Annotated in this window: 18 protein-coding genes; 3 read left to right on the forward strand and 15 right to left on the reverse strand. The window is 68.8% G+C overall.

What is annotated here, in order from left to right:
• Nucleotides 1-4 precede the first annotated feature (4 nt).
• The 14 genes from ACFV5H_RS30580 to ACFV5H_RS30645 all read right to left on the reverse strand — a co-directional run bounded on the left by ACFV5H_RS30580 (nt 5) and on the right by ACFV5H_RS30645 (nt 13,099).
• Nucleotides 5-778 carry an isoprenyl transferase gene (locus tag ACFV5H_RS30580; protein WP_385055100.1) on the reverse strand — a complete coding sequence of 258 codons (774 nt, stop codon included), beginning with the start codon at nt 776-778 and terminating at the stop codon, nt 5-7.
• Nucleotides 779-1,481: 703 nt separating this feature from the next.
• On the reverse strand, nt 1,482-2,291 hold the full coding sequence (locus tag ACFV5H_RS30585) for a methyltransferase domain-containing protein (protein WP_385198184.1): 810 nt from the start codon (nt 2,289-2,291) through the stop codon (nt 1,482-1,484).
• Between the two features lie 42 nt (nt 2,292-2,333).
• On the reverse strand, nt 2,334-3,209 hold the full coding sequence (locus tag ACFV5H_RS30590) for an LLM class flavin-dependent oxidoreductase (RefSeq protein WP_385055094.1): 876 nt from the start codon (nt 3,207-3,209) through the stop codon (nt 2,334-2,336).
• Nucleotides 3,210-3,218: 9 nt separating this feature from the next.
• On the reverse strand, nt 3,219-3,890 hold the full coding sequence (locus ACFV5H_RS30595; protein WP_385198185.1) for a hypothetical protein: 672 nt from the start codon (nt 3,888-3,890) through the stop codon (nt 3,219-3,221).
• Entirely contained in the window at nt 3,887-4,531 is a 645-nt protein-coding gene (locus ACFV5H_RS30600) for a hypothetical protein (RefSeq protein ID WP_385198186.1), read from the reverse strand. The genes ACFV5H_RS30595 and ACFV5H_RS30600 overlap by 4 nt, the downstream gene beginning before the upstream one ends.
• 96 nt (nt 4,532-4,627) lie before the next feature.
• Entirely contained in the window at nt 4,628-5,713 is a 1,086-nt protein-coding gene (locus ACFV5H_RS30605; protein ID WP_385198187.1) for a hypothetical protein, read from the reverse strand.
• A 215-nt stretch (nt 5,714-5,928) separates the two neighbouring features.
• Nucleotides 5,929-6,249 (reverse strand): hypothetical protein, encoded by a 321-nt coding sequence (locus ACFV5H_RS30610; protein ID WP_385055084.1) that lies wholly within the window; start codon nt 6,247-6,249, stop codon nt 5,929-5,931.
• 166 nt (nt 6,250-6,415) lie between these two features.
• Nucleotides 6,416-7,072: a hypothetical protein gene (locus tag ACFV5H_RS30615; protein WP_385198213.1), complete on the reverse strand. Its 657-nt coding sequence runs from the start codon at nt 7,070-7,072 to the stop codon at nt 6,416-6,418.
• 38 nt (nt 7,073-7,110) lie between these two features.
• The gene (locus tag ACFV5H_RS30620) at nt 7,111-7,779 is read right to left on the reverse strand and encodes a hypothetical protein (RefSeq protein WP_385198189.1); all 669 of its coding nucleotides are present in this window, start codon (nt 7,777-7,779) and stop codon (nt 7,111-7,113) included.
• A gap of 30 nt (nt 7,780-7,809) precedes the next feature.
• Entirely contained in the window at nt 7,810-8,817 is a 1,008-nt protein-coding gene (locus ACFV5H_RS30625) for a hypothetical protein (RefSeq protein WP_385198214.1), read from the reverse strand.
• Nucleotides 8,818-8,840: 23 nt separating this feature from the next.
• Nucleotides 8,841-9,500, reverse strand: coding sequence for a hypothetical protein (locus ACFV5H_RS30630; protein WP_385198191.1), 660 nt, complete (start codon nt 9,498-9,500; stop codon nt 8,841-8,843).
• 84 nt (nt 9,501-9,584) lie between these two features.
• The gene (locus ACFV5H_RS30635; protein WP_385198192.1) at nt 9,585-10,106 is read right to left on the reverse strand and encodes a hypothetical protein; all 522 of its coding nucleotides are present in this window, start codon (nt 10,104-10,106) and stop codon (nt 9,585-9,587) included.
• Nucleotides 10,103-10,807, reverse strand: a complete 705-nt coding sequence (locus ACFV5H_RS30640; protein ID WP_385198194.1) for an Imm52 family immunity protein — start codon at nt 10,805-10,807, stop codon at nt 10,103-10,105. Before ACFV5H_RS30640 ends, ACFV5H_RS30635 begins: the two co-directional genes overlap by 4 nt.
• Nucleotides 10,808-10,870: 63 nt before the next feature.
• Nucleotides 10,871-13,099: a Tox-REase-5 domain-containing protein gene (locus tag ACFV5H_RS30645; protein WP_385198196.1), complete on the reverse strand. Its 2,229-nt coding sequence runs from the start codon at nt 13,097-13,099 to the stop codon at nt 10,871-10,873.
• A 491-nt stretch (nt 13,100-13,590) separates the two neighbouring features.
• On the opposite strand from ACFV5H_RS30645, the gene ACFV5H_RS30650 reads away from it, so the two are divergent.
• The 3 genes from ACFV5H_RS30650 to ACFV5H_RS30660 all read left to right on the forward strand — a co-directional run bounded on the left by ACFV5H_RS30650 (nt 13,591) and on the right by ACFV5H_RS30660 (nt 16,120).
• A complete protein-coding gene (locus ACFV5H_RS30650) occupies nt 13,591-15,114 on the forward strand; it encodes an alpha-1,2-mannosidase (RefSeq protein WP_385198198.1) in 1,524 nt (507 codons plus the stop codon).
• A 71-nt stretch (nt 15,115-15,185) separates the two neighbouring features.
• Nucleotides 15,186-15,554, forward strand: a complete 369-nt coding sequence (locus ACFV5H_RS30655; protein WP_385198200.1) for a DUF192 domain-containing protein — start codon at nt 15,186-15,188, stop codon at nt 15,552-15,554.
• Between the two features lie 179 nt (nt 15,555-15,733).
• Nucleotides 15,734-16,120, forward strand: a complete 387-nt coding sequence (locus tag ACFV5H_RS30660) for an ASCH domain-containing protein (protein WP_385055057.1) — start codon at nt 15,734-15,736, stop codon at nt 16,118-16,120.
• Here ACFV5H_RS30660 and ACFV5H_RS30665 read toward each other — a convergent pair.
• Entirely contained in the window at nt 16,095-16,742 is a 648-nt protein-coding gene (locus ACFV5H_RS30665) for an OmpA family protein (RefSeq protein ID WP_385055054.1), read from the reverse strand. The genes ACFV5H_RS30660 and ACFV5H_RS30665 overlap by 26 nt on opposite strands.
• Nucleotides 16,743-16,748: the final 6 nt, after the last annotated feature.

Genomic DNA, 16,748 nt, shown 5'->3' on the forward strand with positions numbered 1-16,748 from the left:
GTGTTCAGCCGCCGTAGCGCCGGTGGCGGGCGGCGTAGTCGCGCATCGCGCGCAGGAAGTCGACCTTGCGGAAGGCCGGCCAGAACACGTCGCAGAAGTAGTACTCCGAATGCGCGGTCTGCCAGAGCATGAATCCGGACAGCCGCTGCTCACCGCTGGTGCGGATGACGAGGTCCGGGTCGGGCTGGGCGCGGGTGTAGAGGTGACGCCCGATCATGTCGATGTCGACGGCCTCGGCGAGCTCGTCCATCGACGTGCCCCGCTCGTGGGCGTCCAGCAGCATGGACCGCACCGCGTCGGCGATCTCCTGGCGACCGCCGTACCCGATGGCGACGTTCACCACTATCCCGTCGACGTCCGCGGTGGCCTGCTCGGCCTCCTTCAGGGTGGTCTGCATCCCGGACGGCAGCAGGTCGCGCGTGCCGACGTGATGGACCCGCCAGCGTCCGTCGGCGGCGAGGGTGCGCACCACGTCCTCGATGATGCCGAGGAGCGGGACGAGCTCCTCCTTCGGCCGGTCGAAGTTGTCCGTCGACAGCAGCCAGAGGGTGACGACCTCGACGTCCGTCTCGCTGCACCAGCCGAGGAACTCCCCGATCTTGTCCGCGCCGGCCCGGTGACCGTGGACGGTGCTGGAACCCGCGGCCTTCGCCCAGCGGCGGTTGCCGTCCATGATGACGCCGATGTGCTTGGGCACCTGAGCGGTGTCCAGGTGACCTTCCACCCGGCGTGCGTACAGCCTGACCAGCAGGCCCCGCAGCTTGTCGCGCAGGTTCACGTGATCGTCAGCCCCTCCGTACGGATCGGACAGGCGCGGCGCTCCCCGCCGCGTGGCGCGGCAAGCGACCCGGTCTCGGCCGCGGGCGACCCCTGTCCGTATGGCGGTCCCCGAAGGCGAAGCGTACCCCCGCCGGGGCGGGGGTCCCCAAAGTCCGGGGTGGCCGCGTTCTCCGGAGTGATCGCGTTTGCCCGCCGTCCCGGACCGCCGTCCCGTGGGGCACTCGCCCGGCTCTCCCCCGGGGGCAAGAAAAAACGGGCCGGTCCGTGGGGGGGGGAGACGGACCGGCCCGAGGGGGGGTTTCCACCATAACCCTTCGTAAGTGATGCTGCGTACATCGGCGCGCCACAACTACTCTCCGAAACCGTCCGACAACGCGCAGACGGCCCTGGAAGGCACTGTTCAGGGCCTCAAGGTGGCTGAAAACCGGCGAAATCGCGCGAAAATCGAGCAGTAAGGGGGCTCTGTGCCGAATGTGACACCACCCGCCGACAGGATGACCACACTTCCGGCCATCCCTCCGACGGGCGACCCGGGCACGGACACCGGATTGACCCGAGGAGGCCGGATCGGGCACCGCGCAGCCCCCTCCGCTGCGCGGTACCGCCGCCCCGCGCAGCTTTGCCGGCGCGAATCATCTTGGTCCGAACCTATGTGATCCCCTGCTCCGCGGACCAGCCGCACCCCATAACGATGAGGAAACTCACGGACGCGAGGTGCGGCCGGCTCCGCCCTTGCGGGCGTGGAAGAGATGCCGGGTGCTGTGGGCCACGAAGGCCCCCTCGTTCTCGATCCGCTCGTGCAGGGCGCACAGCCGCGGCAGATACGCCTCGACGGTGAACCCGGGAACCATCCAGATCACTTTCCGCAGGAAATGAACGACGGCGGCGATGTCGTAGAACTCCACGCGCAGCCGTTCGGCCCGCAGCTCGACGATCTCCAGCCCGGCGGCCTCGGCCGCGCGCCGCTCACGGTCCGGATGCCGCGCGTCGCGCCGCTCGTCCGGCTGCGCCCCGAGGAAGTACTCGACGAGCTCGTGGACGCTGCCGGGCCCGACGTGCTGGGCGAAGTAGACGCCACCGGGCTTGAGCACCCGCGTGATCTCCTCCCAGCGTGCCTCGACGGGATGCCGGCTGACGACGAGGTCGAAGGCCCCGTCCGCGAAGGGCAGCGGCGCGTCCTCGGGCGAGGCGACGACGGCGACACCGCGCGGCCGGAGCACGGCGGTGGCCTTGGCCAGGTTGGGCGGCCAGCCCTCGGTGGCGACGGCGAGCCGGGGCCGCCGAGGGGCGTTGGCGAGGGCGAAGTCCAGGACCTCCCCTCCCCCGGTCTGGACGTCGAGCACGGCCGTGGCCCTGCCCAGCCGCCCGGCCATCGTCCTGGCATACCCCCACGAGGGCCGGGCCTCGCTGGCCCGCCCCTCGAACCAGGAGAAGTCCCACCCCTCGGTGGGCACGGAGGCACCTTCCGCGATCAGGTCGTCGAAGGTACGGCGGGCTGCCTTGTCCGTCATGCACCGATCATGCACAGAGGGACCATCACCTGTCCTCCGGCTTTACGGCACCAACGGCCGTACCTCCTCCGCCACGAACCGCACGAAGCCCTCCGGGTCCGGCTCGTCGCTGGTCGGCTGGAGAACGACCGAGTCGGCCCCGGCCTCCGCGAGCCGCTGTACGGCCTTGGCGACGGCCCCCGCGTCCCCGGCGACCCCGACTTCCGCCTCCTCGCCCACCCCCTCGGCGACCAGATCGGCCCGCACCCGCTCACCGGCCCCGGCCCCCGTGGCGGCGAGCAGATAGACGACGACCTTGTGGGGCTCGTGGACACGCCCCGCCGCGGCCCGCCCCTCGTCGATGAGCCGGCGCGCCTGCCGCACCCCCTCGGGTGAGGTGTCGGCGGTGAGGATGGTCCCGTCGGCGGCCTCCCCGGTGAGCCGCACGGTACGGGGCCCGGTGGCACCGGCGAGCACCTCCACCGGCCCCTGCGGCGGCCAGTCGAGGGCGACGTCGTCGAGCCTGACGTACCGCCCCTCGGTGGTGACCCTCTCCCCTCCCAACAGCGCCCGCAGCGCGACGAGATGCTCCCGCAGCAGGGTGAGCGGCGACTCGGCCCGCGCCCCGACCTGCCCCATCCAGTCCTGCACCCCGTGCCCGACGCCGAGGATCGCGCGCCCCGGGAACATCCGGTGCAGACCTGCGGCCTCCATGGCCGTCATCGCGACGTTCCGCAGCGGCACCGGCAGCAGCCCGACCCCCACCCGAACCCGCTCGGTCCACGCCAGCGCGGCAGCGGCGGTCGAAATCCCACCCTCCCGAAAACAGTCCTCCCACAACCAGAGCTCCTCGAGCCCGACCTCATCGGCGAGCTCGGCAACGGCACGGAGTCGTTCGGGGGCGAGCTGGGGACGGAAGACTGCGCCAAGTGTGGTCATGGGTGGGTCCTACACCTGGGACGGGCTCTTGAAACTGACACTCCCGGCGATCAGCCGCAGGATCGCCCGGTACTCGTCCCGTCGCGCCGGGGCCGTCGTGGTGAGCGTCAGCACGGCCAGGCGTCCGCAGTCCGGGTGGGGCAGATGAGCGTGCAGCTGAAGCAGCGGTGACTGCGGCAGCCCGCTGCCCGCACCGGGCACGGACGCCGACTCGCTGAACGCGGCGGGCCCACAGGAAAGCTCGACGAACTCCACACCACTGTGCCCCTCACCGGCCGTCACCGCCCGGGCGGCAGTAACACCACGCGGGGCGGTGGCGGTCTCCCGCCAGGAGATGGTGAAGAGAGAGAACAACGGCACCGGGCCGCTCACAGCGGCCACGTCGGCGACGTCATCTCGATGGAGCCCGATGGAGCAATGAACGGTGCCGGCTTCGCGCAGGGCGGCCAGAAGTTGTTGACCGGTGGCGAAGGCGGCGACAAGTCGTCCCCGGGACGCCTCGTCGGGCGCGGCAGCGAGCAACGGAGCGGCGGCGGACCGCAGGGCGTCGGCTGCAGGGGAGCAGGGTTCGGGAAGCAGTGCTTCCAACGGGAGGGGGAGGAATCCGGCTGGTTCGACGAACCACAGTTCCGCGTCAGGGTCTGTCGTCGAGGGGTCGAGGACGAGCGTAGGAGCACTCATGCTTCTGTTCCTTTTTGGCCCTCGGCGTCGGGAGCGGTTGGCTGCACCGCAACAGCAACTCGGGCACCTGCGCGACGGGCTCGCTCAAGATCAGCCGGGTCCACTCCGCTCCAGTACCGGCGTGTGTCTCGTTGCTCAAAGATGGATGGCCGGTAGAGGAAATGCAAACGTTTCGGAGCACCGCCGCTCTTGGAAGGCACGGCCACAACACCGAGAAACCGCGGATCTCCGGCGAACCACAGAGGTTCCAACTGATGCTTCAGCTCCAAACTCGTGCGTGGGCCGCCGATGCGTCGCAACCACCAAAAGGCGCGATGATGCTTTACAAAAGTGAGTGGAACTCCTTTCCCGGATCCCTCGGAGGGAACAGGAAATTCGATCCAGATCCCTCGGTCCTCTGCATCGGGATGTTCGTCGATACCACGAGGGGCATCGAAAAGTACTTGCCAGGCGTACTCACGAATAATCGGCTGCATACGAAGGGCATGGGTCACATGTTGCACTTGAACCACGGCTCTATACAGGACATAGCAAAGCGGCAGCACGAACAGCACGACGAAGACTTGGGACGTCCACGCGATCAAGGCGTACAACATGCCGACCCAAACTGCAGGCCAGCAGATCATTCCGAGGAAGGTCATGGCTGTATGCCTTGCCCAAGCACAACGGGTGGGTAAGTGATCCCACGCCGTAGGAAAGTCGGCGGGATTCAAGGGGAGCCTCTCTTCAAGCACTTGTCAGAAGATGTACCGCACGAGACCGGAAATGCCGCCAGAGTCCAGAATCAGCCGTGTTCCATCAATGCCTGCCACGGTGCCATCTTTCACACCATCGTCATCGGCATCAACGACCTTGTTGTAGAGGCCGAAGCCACTGGTCGCCACACCCGCCAATCCTGCGGTTCCCTCCACCACTTTGGCTGCGGCAGCTGGGTTGCTGACGCTTCGCACCGCACGCACGATCAACACATTGTCCAAGACCGCCACTGCTTTGGCCTCATCCAATGCATTCGTCCCTAAAAGGGCGACCTTCTGTCCGAAGGTGGCGGCTGCACCGCTTCCCAAGGCGGAACGAATTCCCGTATATGTACCCTTACCAACCGCTCCGATTCCTGGGAGCACGCCCACCACGTCAGCCCCCAGCGATACCAAATTGCTCCAGAAATCGGCATCGAGCTCACCCTTGGTGAAGCCGTCCTTCAGTGACGCCCATGTCTCGTCATCGAAAAGTCTGAGAGTCAGCGCGGCCAGACTGATCGTCGAGGATGTAAGCATGAGCATCGCCACAGTCGCCAGGCTCCAACCCAGCGGACCGGAAAGCAGTAGGGCGGCAACGGCGATCAGCCCCGCCGTGAAGCTCAGGATGTCCGGCAGGTTGTCGGTCAGCCAGTCGAGGGCCTCGTCGAACCAGCCTGGTTCATGAGGGGCCAGTTTCTTCGTCGCATCGCGGATTTTGCTCGCACGATGCTTCGCCCGCTGCTCATGTTCCTCAGCCAGCCGCTTCGCCTTGCGGATGACCTTGTCGAGCTCGGCCTGTGCCTCCTCGACAACCGTGTCCCCGCGCTCCTCCCCCTCCTTGCCCGCACGCCCCTCGGCCCGGTCGACCGCGGCACGTGCCTTCTCCGCCTCGTCCTCCAGCTGCTCGGCCCGCCGCTGGAACTCATCCAGCTCGCCCTCCCAACGGCTCAGCTGCCTGGCCGCCTTGCGAATGGAGTGCGCCGCGTTCTTCAGATTCAACGGCAGCGGCCCGTCATCGAGCTGCTCGCGAAAGGCGACGGCGGCGTCGCCCTTCCAGTAGCTGCCGTCCAGCAGCTTGGTGACCAAGTCGTGCGCGTCCCGCAGTACCTCCGCACACCCGCTCAACTTCTTGTGCAGCCGACGGACGGCCTCCGTGTCACCCGGCACGGGATTGAACCCCAGATGCGGATACGCCGGGTTGGGGATACGCGGCGCCGACTTGAGTCCCTGGGGCAGCCCGAGGTCGGCCCGGGACCGCGGATCAAGGACGGCGCCGGACCGGCCGGTCTCCGGAGCCGGAATCACTTCCCTCCGCCCCCGCCCTTGCCTTCCCGGGCCTGCCGGAGCGCCTCCTCCAGGGCCTTGTCGACCTCCAGGTAGCTGTCCCGGCTCTTGCCGATGATCTCGGCCAGGTCCTCGGTCTGCTTGCCGATCTCCTCGGCCCCGTACTTCCAGTCCTCCTGGAAGTCCTCACAGGCGCTGTCGAGATCATCGGTACCCAGCCCGGTGACGGTCGCGTCCGCGAGAGCCCTGCGCACGCCCCTCAGCGAACTCGACGACTTGCGCAGCGACTTCATGAACCGCCCGAGCTCACCCCCGTCGACCGCCAGCCGCTCCGCCATACGCCCGTCCCTCCACCCGCATCAACACCACCGATGGAATGAACGACACGGCCCGCAATCCGTGACGCTCCGGAGCCGGCGAACGTGCCCTGCCGGGTACGTCGTGCGCCTGGAGTCGTACTGGCGCGCCAGGAAGAAGTTCGAAAATCAGCTCACACGGTCGGGCTCAGGGCTGGCACTTGTCACTCCCGCTCTGGGACATCACTTTCGTAATAACCCAGACACCCTTCTCGTTCTTGCGCAGCTGAGTGGCGTAAAGCACGTAACTGTTCTTGGTGACGGGCGTCTTCTTGACCTTGTCGTCCTTCAGGTACTTCACGAACGCCTTGCCCTGATCCTCGCAGTAGCTGAAGGACGCAGTGCCGTCTGTATCGACGTCGACCTCAGGAAGGTAAAAGCGGTAGGCCCCCGTAAGACCTGCCTTGTGATCAACGTAGTTCTGAATGAACTCTTCCGTCCCGGCCGCCGCTTCACCCTCGTAGTAGTAGAGGTACGCCTTGTCCAGTGCGTCCTGGTTGACGATCGCCAGATCAACGGCCTTGATGGACTGCTCCCCGTCCGCCAGGACCGCGTCCTTCTCCTCGTCCCCCGTCTTCGGCCAGTCGAAGGTGTAGGAGAGGTCGGACGGCAGCTCGACCTCCGGGCGGTCTACTGAAGCAGAGGCTGACGCGCTCGGGGACGCCGACTTCTCACCGCCCGTGTCCTCGCTCGCGACCTTGTCCCTGTTCTTGGCGGCGCTGTCGTCGTCACTTCCGCAGGCGGACAGCGTCAACATCACGGCGGTCAGCGCGAGCGCTGCGAGCAGGGTGGGGCGACGGTTCACAGTCGGCTTCCGGTAGGGCGAGGTCTGGCTTGAGCGGGCTACGGCCGGCACGCCTTGTCTCCCCGATTCGACGAGATGTCGGTGGTCTGCCAGATGCCCTCGGCGTTCTTCTCGAGCTTGGTGTTGTAAAGGACGTAAGCGTTCGCCGTTGTCGGCGTGTTGTCGACCTTTCCGGTCTTCTTGTCCTTGATGAACGACTTGCTCTCGTCCGAGCAGTAGGTGACGTATGCCCCGTCGTCCCCGGACAGACGGATCCGGTAATCGAAGTACCGGGTCTCGCCGACCCACGTGTCCTTCTCGTTGATGTACCGGAGCGCATACGTGATCGAGGCACTCAGGGCCGACTCGGTGTTGTAGAAGCCGAGTGCCTTGGTGTCCGTGCTGCCCTCGAAGATCGCCTCATCGACGGAGTTGACACTCAGCGTGCTGTCCGCGAGGGCCGCGTCCTTCGCCGCGTTGCCCGTCTTCTCGTACTCGAAGACATTCTTCGCGTCAGAAGGGAAGGTGATCTCCGGGCGTCCGTCGGTGTCCGACGCGCTGGGGCTCGGGGAGGGCGACTTCTCACCGCCCGTGTCCACGGCCTTGTCACTGCCACTGCCCTTGGCAGTGGCAGTGCTGTCACCGTCACCGCTTCCGCAGGCGGACAGTGTCAAGGCCGTAATGGTGGTCAGCACGAGGGTTGCGAGCAGGGTGGGGCGGCGGTGCACAGTCGGCTCCTGGTGGGGCGAGGCTTGGGGTCAGCGGTTGATGGCCTGGATCTCCTGGACCACGACTTCCTGCTCTCCACCGAACGTGCCGTCCGGCAAGTCCTGTTCACCGGCGACGCCGGTACCCGTCCAGTGGATCTCCCAGGTGACCGTGGCCTCGAGCTGGTACGGGTCATCGCCCGAGGAGCGCAGGTACTTCACCCCGCACGGAGGCGTCTCGTTCGCCTTGCCCTTGGCATACGGCTCGCCGATGCGTCCGTTCTGGATCTCGCAGACTCCGGAAGCGGGGTAGGTCTCGGCATCCGGCGTGCCCGGGTCTATCCGGACGGATACCGGTTCGGCCGTCGTGGTCGCCTCGATGCCCAGCAGCGGAACGGAAGCCGTGACCGACACCGGTTTGAAATCCACCGCGTCCAGCCACGCCCAGGTGGGGAGATTCACCTTGGTCGTCCCGTTCGGAGCGAGATCCACTTCCGTCGTGGGAACACGGATCTCCGCATAGGCGAGTTGCGCGAGGACCTCCGTGGTGATCGCCTGCGGGATATCGGCCGGCGGATCGTCGTTCTCGTCCACCCAGAAGGTGGGCTTGTCACAATCCAGCGCGCCCGGATCGCCCTCCCGACCGGGCGTGACGTAGGAGTCCCACCAGTAGCCTTCGCCGGCCTTGTCCTTGTTGAAGTCCTTGTAGGGGTGTCCCTCGACGTACCGGTCGCGCTGCTCGGCGTCCCACTCATAGCCCGTGGAACCGGCCTCCCAGATCGGCTCCAGGTACTTCTGCAGCTGTTCCGGCGTGTACTTGGGCGCGTAATAGCAGGCGGGTGGGGTCCAGTTGGTGGCGGACGCTACGGGGCCGGTCTTCGGGCCTGAGCCGTTATTGGACCGGTTGAACACCACGACCCCGGCAGACAGCGTCCCGTCTCCATCGGCACCTCCATGGACCTCCTTTTCGGGAGACGGGTCTTGCGCTCCACCGCCGATCACGTTATCGGCCATAGCAGGCGTACCACTCAGCAGGATGGAACCGATCACAGCCGACATCATCAGAGCTCGTGCGGTTGGGCTCAGGGCTGGCACTTGTCACTCCCCCTCTGGGACAACAACTTCGTGATGACCCAGACGCCCTTTTCGTTCTTGCGCAGCTGAGTGTTGTAGAGCACGTAACTGTTCTTGGTAACAGGGGTCTTATTGACCTTCTCGTCTTTCAAATACATGTCGAAGGCCTTGCTTTGGTCCTCGCAGTAGACGAGCGACCCAGCGCTTCCGCCACTTACATTCACGGAAGCGTCGTAGTAGCGGTACGCACCCGTCACCCGCGCCTTGGCCTTGACATACGCCTCAATGAACTTTTGCGTCCCTGCCGCCGCCTCGCCCTCGTAGTAGTAGAGGTATGCCTTGTCCAGTGCGTCCTGGTTGACGATCGCCAGATCAACGGCCTTGATGGACTGCTCACTGTCCGCCAGAACCGCGTCCTTCTCCTCGTCCCCCGTCTTCGGCCAGTCGAAGGTGTAGGAGAGGTCGGACGGCAGCTCGATCTTCGGGCGGTCTGCCGAGGCAGGGGCCGATTCGCTCGGGGAGGGCGACTTCTCGCCCCCCGTGTCCGCGCCCGCGATCTTGTCGTTGTCCTTCGTCGGGGTGTCGTCGTCGCTTCCGCATGCGGACAGCGTCAGGGCCGCGGTGGCGGTCAGCGCGAGCGCTGCGAGCAGGGTGGGGCGGCGGGTCACAGTCGGCTCCCAGTAGGGCGAGGCTTGGCTTCAGCGAAGTCAAAGCTATCGGGTGCGTAAGTCGAGGCACCAGAGTGAACGGGGTCAACTTGCGGGGTCCGGCGGTTCCGTGAGCGGGTGGTCGGTGATCAGGGCCGTGAGGATCAAGGGGACGTCGCCGTCTGACTGGTTGAGGGAGAGGGCGGCCCAACGGGTGCGTGGCAGCGGGCCCCAGAGCGTCAGGTCGCCGTAGCAGTCCTTGGCGGAGAGGGTGTGGAAGGGTTCGGGGAACCGTTCGCCGGAGCCGCGTCGGAGCAGGGGGGCTCGCATGTTCAGCGTGCGGTGGGGGCCCCAGTGGGTGTCCAGGTGTGCTGTCAGTGCGGCCAGGTGTGATTCCGCCCTCGCCTCCGCCTCGTTCCATTCGCGGCCGTACACACCCGTGAGGGAGGCACTCTGCCAGAGGGGGAAGAACAGGAAGCCTTCGCCGCGCGTCGACGTCCATTCGCCGGTCAGCGGGTCGCCCTGGCCGGTGGTGGGGCCGGAGGTGGGGAGGGGGGACGACAGGGCGGTCTCGATGGCTGACACGGCGGAGGGCAGGTCGAAGGGGGTGTCCGCGTGGGGTGTCATAGTGCCGGCCTGGTCATGGGGTGGGGCAGCGGGTCCAGTGCGCCCGAGTCCCTGAGGGCCTGGTACGCCTTGACCACGGTCGCCGTGTCTCCGGGGGGTGCGATGGTCAGGAGTACGCCGCCGGTGGGGAGTGTCCTGCTGTCGGGGAGTGAAGCGGCGGGTGTGCGGGCCGCGCGGCCGGCGGACAGATAGGCCAGCCAGCCGACCGACGGCGTCCCGATCCTGAAGCCCGCTTCCTTCTTCAGCGCGGACGTCACCGCCCGGTCGCTCACGTCCCCGTAGTCCGGAACCCATGACTCCGCCACTGCCGCGAGGAGTTCGGCGTCCGGGAGGTCCGACGCCTCGTCGGGGGACACGATCGTGGCCACCAGTGACTGGAGCAGGTGCTCCGGGGTCCCGCCCGCGAGTGCGGCGATCTCCACCTTCCAGCCGGGGGCGGTGTTCTCGGCGAGCAGTCGGAGCGAGGTGCCGTTCGCCGCCGACCAGTCGTCGGCCGTCCGGGCCGTGCGCAGGGCGGTGAGCAGGGACGGCTCGTCCGGCTGGAGCGTTTCGGCCGGTCCGGAGGCGGGGACGGTGCGCCATGTCCCCGTCGCCTGTGGCAGCAGTCGGGCGAACCGGTCCAGCATCGTGCTCCACCGTGCGGCGAGTTCCTCCGCCGACTCCTGCCGGGGACCCCAGAAGCCCCGCACCACGCGTCGCATGTCCCGTTCCCTCTCTTCCCGTGTCCGCTTCACACCCTAGGTCGTACGCGGTCTGCCGCCCCGTCAGTCGAAGGCCTCGGGGCGGCGGTCGCCCGCGATCGGTTCGGGCGCCGTGTGGACGACCTCGATGTCCAGGCCCGCGTCCTCGAAGGCGTCGCGGGCCGCGTCGGCGACCTCCTCGTTGGAGAAGTGCCACTCGATGTCCTTGCCCCGCGCCGCCGCGACCTGCCTGCGGGCCTCGGTCAGCAGCCGTTCCCGGCCTGACGGGGTGAGTTCCGTGCGGTCGGCGCCCAGGAAGCTGTCGTAGCCGTTCTTGGCCTCCAGGTAGGTCTGGCGGGAGGAGTCCCAGCCGTCGAACTCGACGTCCGGTACGTCCGGGTCGGTGTGCGGGACGACGTACTCGTGACCGCGCTGCGTGCCGGTGATCTGTTCCTGGTAGCGCAGCCAGGACTCGTTGCGCCAGTTGGGCTGGGGGTTGCGGTCGCGGCTGGCCCAGAAGCCGTCGCCGTTGTCGGCGTCGCCGTACGTGCGGCTGTCGAGGTCGTCGGCCCAGTCCGGCGGGTCGTAGTTGCGCGGGTCGCTGGTGGCGTTGCGCTCGGGGTCCGGCCACTGCTTCCTGTTCTCCAGGGCCTGCCGGGCGCGTTCCGGTTCCTCGGCGCGTTTGCGTTCCAGGTGGGCCTGGCGCTCCGCCGCGCGGGCCTCCTCGGCCTGTTCGCGTGCTTCCTCGTCGCAGCCGCCCTCCGCCAGGACGACGTACGGGCTGCCGGCCGCCGCGAGTACGGTGGTGCCGGTGCCGGGTCCGCTGTGCGGGGCCTCGCCGTACGGGGCTCCGCGGGGCGGTGCGGAGAGGGTGCAGCCGGTGCGGCGGGCCGCGTCCTCGGCCTCGTCCGCTGCCTCGTCGGCACGCCGGGCGGCGTCCTCCAGCGCGTCGAGGTCACCGGCCTCGGCCGCGCGCCGTGCGTCCTGGGCGGCCTCGGTGGCGTCGTCGACGACCCGGCTGAGCCGGCCGAGCGAGCCGACCTTCTCGGCTATTTTCGCCTCGCCGTAGCCGGGGATGAAGAGGGAGCCGATGTTCCAGATGACGGTGGTGACGGCCCGGGTCTCGTTGCCGCTGTTCCACTGGTCCACGACGTCGTCGCCGATGAACGAGTCGAACAGGACCGTGCCGCCGGTGCCGAGCGAGGCGCCGCCCCAGTCCAGGATCGCGCCGAGGTGGTCGCCGTCGTCCCACATCTCGCGGGCGTCGGCGGTGTTGTCCCACCACTCGCCGCCGAGGGAACCGCCGTAGTCCATCAGGCCGTTCCAGGTGTCGACGGGGCTGGTGACGACGTCCCGGATGCCGGTGACGTCGCCCCAGACGCCGTCGACGAAGAGGCCTCCGCCCACTTGGCCGAGCTGGTCGCCGGCGCAGCCGAAGAAGGCGCCGAAGCCGGAGAAGCAGCCCTCGTCGTCGCCGTCGCCGTCCTCTTCGTCCCCGGCCTCGGTGGTCGGGTCCTCGTACGGTGGCTCGTCGGTCTCGTCCTCGGCGGCCACCGGGTCCACGACGGAGGGGTCGCCCTCCGGCTCGGCGGGCGTGTCGTCGGAGTCCCGGGGGCCGGGGCCCGTGTCGTCCGAGTCGCCGCCGGGGCTCCCCGTGTCACCGGGGAACCCCGTGCCACCGGGGTCGTCGGTGCTCTCGCCGTCGCCCTCCGCCGTGATCCGGCGGTCGGCGGCCCCGCCGGGTACCGGACACGCCGTGCCGGTGACGTGGCAGACCTGGGCCTGGATGCCGGTGAGGATCCGGGTGCCCAGGCCGCTGACGACCAGCGCGGCGATGATCGCCGCGACGACCGCGACCAGACCCGCGTACTCCACCGCCGTCTGGCCGTCGTCCCGGCGCCACCGGATCATCCGGGGCAGGGAGAAGGGGCGGTGCTCACGCCGGTCCGGTTCCGCGAGGCGGTACCAGTCGCGGCTCTCGGGGCGGGTCAGGAGGGAGAGGACCAGGAGGGGGAGGAGGAGCTGGGTGAGGCCGCGGGCCGATCCGTCGGCGAGGTTGGATACGGAGCCGAGGATCAGCCATGCCTGTACGACGATCAGCCCGGTCCAGATGCCGGCTCCGCCCCGCCAGGTGCGGCGGGCCAGCCACCAGCCGAGGACTCCGGGAGCGGCGGCGTACGCCACGTGGGCGAGCAGTGTGCCGTCCGCCGCGTCGAACGACGCCGCTGTGAGGAGCAGCCCCAGGCCCCCGAGCACCGTGAGCGCGAACAGCGTGTGCACGAGCAGCAGGGCCCGGGACAGGGTCCGGGGCATGTCCCGCCGCCCTCCCCCGTACCCGGGCGCGCCCCGCGCCACCCCCGTCCCCGCTCCTCCCCCGTTCGAGGCCATACCGCCCCTCCTCAAGTCCCCCGGTTCGCAACCGTGTTTGGTTCACGGCAGGCCCCGAGGGTAGGGAGGGGCAGGTGGTCGGGGCATGGGCCCGTGGGCCCAAAGCAGCGCCCGACCGAGGACTCGTGACAAGGCCGGGGCGATCCGTCGTCCGTACACCTGGGTCTTTCCGGATCGCGTGAGCATTCCGGCCGTTGATGTCCTGATGGCGCTCGTATGAGCGGTGGAGTGACACTCACCTGTCCACTGCTCACGCATTTCCGGGGAGGGGGTGGTCGGCGGGGCTCACGCCGTACCCCACGCTTCCGGCCGTCCGCGCCGCCGGGGCTGTCAGACCCTGCCACTAGGGTCCCTGACACAGTCGCCGCCAATGGACGGCCGACTTTGCTGACTGACCACCAGGAGCAGTGCGCATCATGGGATTTGACGTTACCTACGCCGACTTTTCCGTCGATCCGACTCGGCTGGCCAACGCCGATGTCAGGTATCAGCGGGCCCGGTTCGCCGGGTCGCACGTGGCGTTGAGTGCGGGCGGGAGTGTGACGCTGGACTTCGAGGTGGAGGACCCGGAGGACGTCCCCCAGGTGACGCTCACCGTCACGGCCCTCGTCTCCAAGCTCGGCTCCGACCTCGGGTACGCGCCGATGGACGTACTGGTCCAGGGTGAGGTGGTGGCCGAGGACCTCACCGTGCCCGGTGGCGGCGATCTCCCGCAGGACAACGTCTTCGCCGTGCCGGGACGTCTGCTGAAGCCCGGCACCAACACCCTGGAGATACGCTCCTCGGCCAAGGCCGGCAGCATGCTCCGGCTCTACCGGATCACCCTGGACCCCGTCTGGGAGCGTGGCCGCTCCGAGCGTGCGCGGGTCGCCGAGGCCGCCCGGGACTCGGTCTTCGCCTACCGTACGGAGCTCCGCCCCGCCCACTCCTCCTCCGCCTCCTGGCAGGCGGCCCCGCGGCTGCTCTTCCACATCGACCGGGACGAGCACTCCCTGCCCGCCCGGCTCGGCTGGCGCGGCGAGGACGGCGCCGAGGCCGCCATCGGTTTCCAGTCCAACATGTCCGACTTCCACGGCGTGTACCGCGCCGCGGACGGTACGGCGTACGAGTACCGGGGGCGGCTCACCGACCGCCGGCCGTTCTCGGACGACACCCGGAACCTCTCGGCGTCCCCCCTGCACCGTTTCCATACGGAGGAGGGGTGGGGCGGTCGCTGGCACACCTCCCACGAACTGCGGCTGCTGGTCGACGACGGCGGGGCGCCCGTCGAGCGGTTCACCTGGCGCGACCAGCGGGGCAACTCCGGGGTGGCCGTGCTGCACACCGCCGCCGCCGAGGTCGAGGCGACCGATGTCGAGGCGAGCGACGAGTTCGACGAAGGGGGCGAGGGGGCCGACAACCTCCTCGAGGAGCGGCGGAGCAAGTGGCTGACGTTCGAGGAGACCGCCCACCTCGACTTCACCCTCGCCCGCCCCACCGCCGTCGCCTCCTACTCCCTGGTGTCGGCGAACGACTTCGCCGAGCGCGACCCCCGCGACTGGACCCTCCTCGGCTCCCACGACGGCCAGACGTGGACGCCGCTGGACACGCGCAGCGGTGAGAAGTTCACCGAGCGGTTCCAGACCCGCGAGTTCCACCTCCGCTCCAACGCCCAGGCCTACCGCCACTACCGCCTCGACATCACCCGCAACTCCGGCGGGACCGAGGTCCAGCTCGCCCGGGTCCGGTTCGCGGAAGCGCCCGCCGGGCAGGCGTTCACCGGCTACTACCAGCGCTGGAACGAGGGCCCCATCGGCTATCGCGGCACACCGGTCGCCGCCACGTCCGCCGCCCTTCCCACCGCTCCCCGCGTCGCCTCGGAGCTCCAGGCCGCCGTCGCGAGTCTGTCCGAGACCGCCCAGACCCTCGCCGCCCTGGCCGCACAACTCCGCAAGCACTGATTTCGAGGGGCCCGCGGAGATACGTTCGGGGCGGACGGTTCGTCGGTCGGTGGTCGAGGAGGTCGGTCGGGATGGCTCGCTGGCGGGACGGGCGGGGGGAGCTGACCGTCGTACGGGGGGACGGCGAGGGGGTGCCGGTGCGCGTCCCCCTGGAGATCGCCGCCTCCTACCGGGCCCGCACCAAAGGGCTGCTCGGGCGTGACTCCCTCGACGGGGCCCTGCTGCTCTCCCCCGCCAACAGCGTGCACACCTTCCGTATGCGCATGCCCATCGACGTCGCCTACCTCGACCGGCGGCTCCGCGTCATCGCCGTACGCACCATGCCGCCGGGGCGGCTCGGTCTGCCTCGGCTCCGGGCACGGCACGTGCTCGAAGCCGAGGCCGGGGCGATGGAGGGGTGGGGGCTGCGGGTCGGGGCCCGGGTGGAAGTGGGCCTCTAGGGCGCCGCCGCCGGACAGGAGGACACTCCCCTCACCGACAGCAGAGGAGCCCCGCGCGCGCCCTCACCCTGGAGATCAAGGCGGGCAGGGCCGACCATCTGCTCCAGGAGTTGCGGGAAGATCGGTGCGGAGACAGGCACAGGAAGGGAAGTGGAACCGTGTGGCCACGGGTGAACGGCATGCGGGCACTGGAGCTCGGTACCGTCGGTGAGATGCGGGAGCGGCTCAACGCCCTCGTCCTGGCCGGGAGGAAAACCGCCACCACCGGGCTGCTGGCCGAGTACGTCGAGGAGACGGAGGGCCTGGAGTTCGAGGGTGAGCGCCTGGCGCTTCTCGGGAACGACGGAGACCGCGTCGCCACGATCGAGATCACCGGCGTCGAACTGACTTCCTTCGGCGGTGTCACGTGGGAACACGCCGCCGCCGAAGGAGAGGGCGACCGATCGCTGGACGAGTGGCGGACCGGACACAGGCGCTTCTGGGAAGGCATCGGCACCCCGGTGGACGAGGACACGCCGCTGGTGTGCCTGCGGTTCCGGCTCAGCTCCCCGTGCGCGGGAACGTGATCTCGACCCTGCGGTTCTTCTTGCGGCCGGCCTCCGTGGAGTTGTCGGCGATCGGGTACTGCTCGCCGTAACCGCGCACCTCGTAGGTGACGTTCGCGTCGCTCAGCTCCTGGCCCAGGACTGCCTGTACGGCGTTGGCGCGCCGGCGGGACAGGACGTCGCCGTGCGCGGACGAGCCCAGGTTGTCGGTGAAGCCAAAGACGCGGACCTTCGTCGCGTTCTGCGTCTTGATCTCACCCGCGATCGTGGCGATGCGGGCCTTCGCCTCCGCACTGAGCTTCGCGCTGTCCTTGCCGAACAGCACCTCGGCCTGGAGCGCGAACGTCACGTCGGAGTTGGTGTCCTCTCGGCGTTCGTCACCGCTCTTGTCCTCGACGATCTGCTTGATGTCCAGGACCTTGGGCTCGGTGAGGGTGGCGCCCTCCGGGAGCTTGAGGTCGGGGTCGTTGGGGTCGACTTCGACGGGTGCGGACGCGGACGCCTCGGTTCCCGGTGGAACACTGGGGCCGTCGTCCGCGTGGGCCGACGCCACGCCGTACAGGTTGGTGGTGACCAGGACCGTGGCGGCCGAGAGGACCAGGGCGAGGCGGGGCGGCGCCAGGCGGGTCGGGGTACGTGTCATGGCCGG

Origin of the sequence: Streptomyces sp. NPDC059787 (assembly GCF_042732315.1) — a bacterium.
GTDB classification, from domain to species: Bacteria; Actinomycetota; Actinomycetes; order Streptomycetales; family Streptomycetaceae; genus Streptomyces; species Streptomyces atrovirens.

Bases quoted from the DNA above. Each gene is read 5' to 3' on its own strand.
- ACFV5H_RS30585 (WP_385198184.1), bottom strand. From the start codon at position 2,291: ATGACGGACAAGGCAGCCCGCCGTACCTTCGACGACCTGATCGCGGAA.
- ACFV5H_RS30590 (WP_385055094.1), bottom strand. From the start codon at position 3,209: ATGACCACACTTGGCGCAGTCTTCCGTCCCCAGCTCGCCCCCGAACGA.
- ACFV5H_RS30595 (WP_385198185.1), bottom strand. From the start codon at position 3,890: ATGAGTGCTCCTACGCTCGTCCTCGACCCCTCGACGACAGACCCTGAC.
- ACFV5H_RS30600 (WP_385198186.1), bottom strand. From the start codon at position 4,531: ATGACCTTCCTCGGAATGATCTGCTGGCCTGCAGTTTGGGTCGGCATG.
- ACFV5H_RS30610 (WP_385055084.1), bottom strand. From the start codon at position 6,249: ATGGCGGAGCGGCTGGCGGTCGACGGGGGTGAGCTCGGGCGGTTCATG.
- ACFV5H_RS30625 (WP_385198214.1), bottom strand. From the start codon at position 8,817: ATGTCGGCTGTGATCGGTTCCATCCTGCTGAGTGGTACGCCTGCTATG.
- ACFV5H_RS30635 (WP_385198192.1), bottom strand. From the start codon at position 10,106: ATGACACCCCACGCGGACACCCCCTTCGACCTGCCCTCCGCCGTGTCA.
- ACFV5H_RS30640 (WP_385198194.1), bottom strand. From the start codon at position 10,807: ATGCGACGCGTGGTGCGGGGCTTCTGGGGTCCCCGGCAGGAGTCGGCG.
- ACFV5H_RS30645 (WP_385198196.1), bottom strand. From the start codon at position 13,099: ATGCCCCGGACCCTGTCCCGGGCCCTGCTGCTCGTGCACACGCTGTTC.
- ACFV5H_RS30650 (WP_385198198.1), top strand. From the start codon at position 13,591: ATGGGATTTGACGTTACCTACGCCGACTTTTCCGTCGATCCGACTCGG.
- ACFV5H_RS30655 (WP_385198200.1), top strand. From the start codon at position 15,186: ATGGCTCGCTGGCGGGACGGGCGGGGGGAGCTGACCGTCGTACGGGGG.
- ACFV5H_RS30660 (WP_385055057.1), top strand. From the start codon at position 15,734: ATGCGGGCACTGGAGCTCGGTACCGTCGGTGAGATGCGGGAGCGGCTC.
- ACFV5H_RS30665 (WP_385055054.1), bottom strand. From the start codon at position 16,742: ATGACACGTACCCCGACCCGCCTGGCGCCGCCCCGCCTCGCCCTGGTC.